This window comes from Enterobacter cloacae complex sp. IR5403, assembly GCF_049238705.1.
GTDB lineage: Bacteria > Pseudomonadota > Gammaproteobacteria > Enterobacterales > Enterobacteriaceae > Enterobacter > Enterobacter hormaechei_C.
In genome coordinates, this window is the sequence record NZ_JBMKHP010000002.1 from 422,338 (window position 1) to 429,126 (window position 6,789).

Here is a 6,789-nt window from a genome sequence, read left to right on the forward strand (position 1 = left end):
TCAAGTTTATTCCTCTCCCGCCGATATCTTTTACAACGTTCCTTGAGTTTACGCATTAATGGGTACGATTTAGCGCTAGGAACGCATGCGATATGTCGTTATATTTATTTGTATATAACGATACGCACAGGAGCTTCAAATGGCACGTTCATGGGTACGCCTTTTCGCAGGGGCCACGCTGACTCTCTCACTCACCGGCCACGCGCTGGCGGATGAAGGCAAAATCACGGTCTTTGCGGCGGCGTCGCTGACTAACGCGATGCAGGATATTGCTGCGGTATACAAAAAAGAGAAAAACGTCGAGGTGGTCTCGTCGTTTGCCTCCTCGTCCACGCTGGCCCGCCAGATTGAAGCGGGGGCGCCCGCGGATCTGTTCATCTCTGCCGATCAGAAATGGATGGATTACGCGGTGGAGAAAAAATCTGTTGATACGGCTACCCGCGAAACGCTGCTGGGAAATAGCCTGGTGGTGGTCGCGCCCGCAAACAGCAAGCAGGGCGACATCGCCATCAACAAACAGACGGACTGGACCCGTCTGCTCAACGGTGGCCGTCTGGCGGTAGGCGATCCGGAGCATGTTCCTGCCGGGATTTATGCGAAAGAAGCGCTACAAAAACTGGGCGCGTGGGAGACCTTATCGCCGAAGCTGGCTCCCGCAGAAGATGTGCGTGGCGCGCTGGCGCTGGTGGAGCGTAACGAAGCGCCACTCGGGATCGTTTACGGCTCCGATGCCGTCGCCAGTAAAGGGGTGAAGGTGGTGGGCACCTTCCCGGAAGACTCGCATAAGAAAGTGGAATATCCTGTTGCGATAGTTGATGGACATAAAAATGCGAGCGTGACGGCCTTCGTTGACTACCTGAAGGGGCCAGAAGCGTCCGCGATCTTTAAACGTTACGGATTTACGACTCACGAATGATATTGACCGAACCTGAATGGCAGGCCGTGCTGCTGAGCCTGAAAGTCTCTTCCCTGGCGGTTGCGCTGAGTTTGCCCTTTGGGGTGTTCTTTGCCTGGTTACTGGTTCGCGTGAAGTTTCCAGGCAAAGCCCTGCTCGACAGTGTTCTCCATCTTCCGCTTGTCTTACCGCCTGTGGTGGTCGGATATCTGCTGCTGATCTCCATGGGTCGACGCGGCTTTATCGGCGAATGGCTGTACGACTGGTTCGGACTGACCTTTGCTTTCAGCTGGCGCGGCGCGGTTCTGGCCGCGGCGGTAATGTCCTTCCCGCTGATGGTGCGCGCTATCCGTCTGGCGCTGGAAGGGGTGGATACTCGGTTAGAACAGGCCGCCCGCACGCTGGGCGCAGGCCGCTGGCGGGTATTCCTGACCATTACGCTTCCGCTCACGTTACCGGGCATTATCGTCGGTACGGTGTTAGCCTTCGCCCGCTCGCTGGGTGAGTTTGGCGCGACCATCACCTTTGTGTCGAACATTCCCGGCGAGACGCGGACCATCCCGTCGGCCATGTATACCCTGATTCAGACCCCGGGCGGCGAAGGTGCGGCGGCCCGGCTGTGTATTATTTCGATTGTGCTCGCTCTGGTCTCGCTGCTGGTGTCTGAGTGGCTGGCGCGCCTCAGCCGTGAACGGATGGGGAAACCGTGATGCTGGAACTCAACTTTACGCAAACCCTGGGCAGCCACACCCTGACGCTGAACGAAACGCTGCCTGCCAGCGGTATCACCGCCATTTTTGGCGTGTCCGGGGCGGGGAAAACGTCGCTGATTAATGCGATTAGCGGCCTGACGCGTCCCCAGTCTGGCCGTATTGTGTTAAATAACCGCGTCTTGAATGACGCGGAGAAGAAGGTCTGCCTGTCACCGGACAAACGCCGTATCGGCTATGTGTTTCAGGATGCGCGCCTGTTTCCGCACTACAGCGTACGCGGGAACCTGCGTTACGGCATGGCAAAAAGCATGGCCGGACAGTTCGATAAGCTGGTGGCGCTGCTGGGCATCGAACCGCTGCTGGATCGTCTGCCGTCGTCGCTGTCGGGGGGTGAAAAACAGCGCGTGGCGATTGGCCGCGCCCTGTTAACCGCGCCGGAACTGTTGCTGCTGGATGAGCCGCTGGCCTCGCTGGATATTCCGCGCAAGCGCGAGCTGCTGCCGTATCTGCAACGTCTGGCGCGGGAAATCAACGTGCCCATGCTCTACGTCAGCCATTCGCTGGATGAGATCTTACATCTGGCCGACAAAGTGCTGGTGCTGGAAGCGGGCAGGGTGAAGGCATTCGGCAATCTGGAGGAGGTGTGGGGCAGCAGCGTTATGCATCCATGGCTGCCAAAGGAGCAGCAGAGCAGCATTCTGAAGGTGAGCGTGCTGGAGCACCATCCGCACTACGCGATGACTGCGCTGGCGCTGGGCGATCAGCATTTGTGGGTGAATAAAATCGATACGCCGATTCAGTCCACGTTACGGATCCGCATTCAGGCGTCGGATGTCTCTCTGGTCCTGCAACCGCCGCTGCAAACCAGTATCCGCAATATTTTGCGCGCAAAAGTAGCGCAGTGTTTTGATGATAACGGCCAGGTGGAAGTGCAGCTGGAAGTGGGCAGCAGAACGCTGTGGGCGCGCATCAGCCCGTGGGCCAGGGATGAGCTGGGCATCAAGCCTGGCCTGTGGCTTTACGCGCAAATCAAGAGCGTCTCCATCACCGCCTGATTACAGCAGGTGGGTATAAATATACTGCGCGATGCTGTCGGTGGTGTTATCGCCAATCACCACGTCAGCACGCGCTTTCACCGCGTCATCGGCATTACCCATCGCCACGCCCGTTCCGGCCGCTTCCAGCATGCTGATGTCGTTATAGTTATCGCCGAAAGCAATCACGTCCTGCATTGATCCGCCCTGCGATTCAACGAACTGGGTCAGACGCTTTCCTTTACTGTTGCCTTTGCGGGCGATATCCACCTGATCGTGCCAGGACCATTCACATTCCAGACCCAGCGTATGCTCGACATGTTTTGCGAAGGTATTCAGTTTGGCTGTGTCTTCATCGGTCAGGGCAAATTTCCAGATTGCGTCGACGTCTTCCGCCGCCTGGCGCAGGGAGGAAACCTGAGTGAACACCGGACGCTGCGCTTCCGGCAGAGACAGGGCCCAGTTGCTGGTGCGGATCACATGGCCGGTAGGGCGTTCATACACCATGGCGTTATCCACATACATCAGGCCGTGAATGGCGTGCTCATCCAGTAAATCAATCAATTGCAGCGCCTGCGTAACGGGAAGCGGATCGGAGGCTAAAACCTTTTTTGCCTGATAATCATACAAATGTATGATGTGTTCTACAAACAAATAGTTATCATGAATGGGATAACAATAAAATGAAAAAATGCTTTATCTATCATCGTGTTAGTACAGAATTGCAACTATCTGGAACGGGTATTGAGAGGCAAGAACAAAATCTGAAGGCATATGTAGAGCGTATTAACTTGCTGGCAGAAATGGATGATCCAGAAGCTACCATTATTAGCGATCAAGGTGTATCAGCTTTCAAAGGACTGAACATGTCTGAAGGGGAGTTAGGCCGATGGATGGATCAAGTACGTGCTGGTATGTGGGATGATTCACATTTAGTACTGGAAAGTATCGATAGGTTTAGCCGTCAAAATCCATTCCAGGTTGTCGGGTACTTGGCAGAACTGGATAGACACAATATTACTATTCATGATGTTTCATTGAATATGCTTATTAACCGTGGCAATAGTGCTATGTTGCCAATAGTCGCTATGTCTGCTCAGCGTGCGTATGAAGAGTCGAAAATCAAGAGTGACCGTATACGTGATGGTTGGCGGCGGAAGCGTGAACAAGCATTCAAGCAAGGTACTATCGTCACTAACAAGCGTCCACAGTGGATAGATATAGTAGAAGATAAATATGAACTGAACGATAAAGTAGCTATTGTGCGTGAAATTTTTCGTTTGTATCAAACAGGTATTGGCACACCTACTATAGCTAAAATGCTTAATGAAAGAGGTAGTGAATGGTTGTTTGAATCTGGTCGCTTATGGCGTGGTGAATCTATTCATAAACTACTACGTAATAAGAGGGTGACTGGTTCAATTTTTATTAGTGAAATCATTAGGGATTATAGCAGTACCTCCAATCCAGTAGATCAGAAACGTTATGAAATGGATGTATATCCAATTGCTATTTCAAAAGAGGAATTTAATTTAGTACAGGAGTTACTAAAATCACGTCGCCCAGGTGCTAAAGTAACTGGTGGTAAAGTACTCAAGAAATTCTATGATCCAATTACTAATAAACCATACTTAGATCGTGATGGTAATGTAATTGAATTGGAAGTAGATACAGGAAAGGAAATCATACAGAGTAATATCTTTAATGGTATTTGCCGTTGTGCTCGTTGTGGTGAGGCAATGTATCATAATGTAGTAGTGGCTAAACGCGATTCAAAGAAAAAAGGTAAGTTCACTGAGGAATATAGATACATCCGATGTATTGCTGAACGCGACGGACTGTGTGATAACAAGGCTCTACAGTATGAAGTAGTTGAACAATTCGTTATAGAACATATCAAGAATCTGGACTTCACCCAAATTCTAAAACCGAATGAAATAAATCCAGAGATTGAATTAGTACGCTTAAAAATTGAAGAAGAAGAAGCACACATTGAGGACTATAAACTAAACATTGAACGGATTCGCAATACGGGTAAAAAGATACCCTTTGCCGTGCTGGTCGAACTTGAAGAATCAGAAGATAGGTTAAAGGAACTAAAAGAACGACAAACTACGTTCACCGAAGTACAAGTAGATACTGATTACCTTAAAATGGTTGATCCTTCCGTACTATTCGATGTTAAGAACATTGAAGTACGTGCAAGGATGTCAGCAGAGCTATCTAAGATATTGGATAGTATTCAGCTTTACCGAACTGGTAAGCACTATGTGATTACAATCAATTATAAGAAAGTGGAAGTACTCAAGCACGTCCTATTCGTTGAGGCTAAGAAAGAACCTGTACTGGTTTCTGGCGTTGCTATAGAGCGTTTTGGCGATACTGTAGCGTATTGTACGCCATCCTTTAGTATCGTTGTTGAGGGTGTTACATCACCACGGCTAATCAACATAGAAGGGGAACCATTGAGCATCATTGATTACTCGCTATTGCTGAACTATGTAGATGCTGTTGATCCTAATGATGCCGTAGGTGTCTGGATGCGTAACCAGTTCAATACATTGACTGCCTAACGTTAGTGAGTGAGGCACATCTTCAAATGTTGTGTTCCCGTACCATTCAGTGCGGGATAATTCGTTTAAAAACAATTGGTTATTTCTTTTTTAGGATAAAGTAGGGAAAATAACAGAAAATAAAAAGAAAATGTTGGAATAGGTATAGGCTAACGATAAAGCGATTTTGATAGATATGCTTATCATTATTTTGCTAAAAAAGCAATATCTAAAACTACAATTTCGCACCCGATGGGTTGGAAATTCGCCTTGAGCGATGATATTACTCTGTTGTCCATTATTCTGTCAAATTTGACGCTAATTTCACTTAAGTGGCTTTTTGACTGTCATGCCTCCAACCTTTAATATTTAAAGCGTGGAAACAACGTTTCTTTCAATACCAAGGCATTCTAACCATTTATATAAAATTTCAGGGCTACAGTGGGATTACGTTGAAGTAATGCCGTGGTAACAAACACATCTTAATCAAACTAAAAGAGGAAAGTATGAAAGCCAAAAAGATAATCAAAAAGCTACTAAGTGATCTCTATGCGGGAACTGAATATTCATGTGGAATTCAAAGCATCAAACATAGTGATGAGTTTCCTGTAATATTTGGTATGCATCGTACAGACCACGATATAATCACTAACTATACAATTGTGGGTGATGAACTGGATGTTCACCAAATACATGTATTACCGCGTGAAGTAACTCCAGATTGGGATTCACCTATTACAAGTAGCGTAGAACGAAAAAGTTTTCCAATAACTGAAGATGGCTTGCGTGAATGTTCCGAGTACTTTAGCAATCTAATTACAATGGATCTAATTGAACTCGTTAAGAGTATTCGCGGTTATGACATAAGTTTGATTCATAAACCATCATTTAACATCGCATAAGTACACCCAATTTGACCTCTTGTGATAAATAAATTTATACAACAGCAAGAGGTAAATAACGTAATGCATCTTTTAACTGAATTAGTACTATTCCCTATCTACATACTCTGCATGATCTTCTTTATGATGCTATGTATTATTACATTACCATTAAAGATACCAGCAATAAATAAATTACTAACAAACTATCTGAAACAGAAAAAATAAATGTGCTATATTATAGGTGAAAGCTCGAACATAGCTCACCTATTCAGCAGGAAAATAATAAATAAAACGTAGTAAGAGAAACGTGAATGGTTTACATCATTCCGTTTCGTCATTTCATTCGCAATGAATCAAATGATAAATAAAATGTAGATTGTGACTCATCTATAAATTTCCTTCCATTGAAATACACCCTACCCAGAGTAGGGTTCTTTTTACATGGGATTTACTACGAAATCGAAATCAAACCTAATATGGAAATTAACATGAAAATTAATAAAAAAGACGTAAAAACCAACTTGGTATCAGTACGTGTCACTGACGCACAGTTAGCAGAATTAAAGAAACTTAGTGAAAGCGGTGTTTGTGATCGTGAAACACTTTGACCTGCTCCCCGTTGATTAGTACACCCCGATGTTAGTAATGTCTTCATAAGCCACATGAGGACATCCCCATGAAGAAGCGTTTTTCCGACGAACAGATCATCAG

The 6,789-nt window shown here is 46.7% G+C and carries 5 protein-coding genes and 1 pseudogene; 5 read left to right on the forward strand and 1 reads right to left on the reverse strand.

Features of this window, described 5'->3' with window-relative positions; all coding sequences use genetic code 11:
* Positions 1-139: 139 nt before the first annotated feature.
* The 3 genes from modA to modC are packed head-to-tail and all read left to right on the forward strand — an operon-like array spanning position 140 to position 2,663.
* Positions 140-916 carry a molybdate ABC transporter substrate-binding protein gene (modA, locus tag ACOTW6_RS04990; protein ID WP_022650631.1) on the forward strand — a complete coding sequence of 259 codons (777 nt, stop codon included), beginning with the start codon at positions 140-142 and terminating at the stop codon, positions 914-916.
* Positions 913-1,605, forward strand: a complete 693-nt coding sequence (modB, locus tag ACOTW6_RS04995; protein WP_015571097.1) for a molybdate ABC transporter permease subunit — start codon at positions 913-915, stop codon at positions 1,603-1,605. The genes modA and modB overlap by 4 nt, the downstream gene beginning before the upstream one ends.
* Positions 1,605-2,663 (forward strand): molybdenum ABC transporter ATP-binding protein ModC, encoded by a 1,059-nt coding sequence (modC, locus tag ACOTW6_RS05000; RefSeq protein ID WP_023303318.1) that lies wholly within the window; start codon positions 1,605-1,607, stop codon positions 2,661-2,663. The genes modB and modC overlap by 1 nt, the downstream gene beginning before the upstream one ends.
* On the opposite strand, the pseudogene ACOTW6_RS05005 reads toward modC, so the two are convergent.
* Positions 2,664-3,275 (reverse strand): annotated as a pseudogene (locus ACOTW6_RS05005) (pyridoxal phosphatase); the annotation flags it as partial.
* 50 nt (positions 3,276-3,325) lie between these two features.
* Between ACOTW6_RS05005 and ACOTW6_RS05010 the strand changes: the two are divergent.
* Both ACOTW6_RS05010 and ACOTW6_RS05015 read left to right on the forward strand, forming a co-directional pair.
* Positions 3,326-5,215, forward strand: a complete 1,890-nt coding sequence (locus ACOTW6_RS05010) for a recombinase family protein (protein ID WP_213788897.1) — start codon at positions 3,326-3,328, stop codon at positions 5,213-5,215.
* 485 nt (positions 5,216-5,700) lie between these two features.
* Positions 5,701-6,096: a hypothetical protein gene (locus tag ACOTW6_RS05015; protein WP_213788896.1), complete on the forward strand. Its 396-nt coding sequence runs from the start codon at positions 5,701-5,703 to the stop codon at positions 6,094-6,096.
* Positions 6,097-6,789 lie beyond the last annotated feature (693 nt).

Bases quoted from the DNA above. Each gene is read 5' to 3' on its own strand.
- modA (WP_022650631.1), top strand. From the start codon at position 140: ATGGCACGTTCATGGGTACGCCTTTTCGCAGGGGCCACGCTGACTCTC.
- modC (WP_023303318.1), top strand. From the start codon at position 1,605: ATGCTGGAACTCAACTTTACGCAAACCCTGGGCAGCCACACCCTGACG.
- ACOTW6_RS05010 (WP_213788897.1), top strand. From the start codon at position 3,326: ATGAAAAAATGCTTTATCTATCATCGTGTTAGTACAGAATTGCAACTA.
- ACOTW6_RS05015 (WP_213788896.1), top strand. From the start codon at position 5,701: ATGAAAGCCAAAAAGATAATCAAAAAGCTACTAAGTGATCTCTATGCG.
- modB (WP_015571097.1), top strand. From the start codon at position 913: ATGATATTGACCGAACCTGAATGGCAGGCCGTGCTGCTGAGCCTGAAA.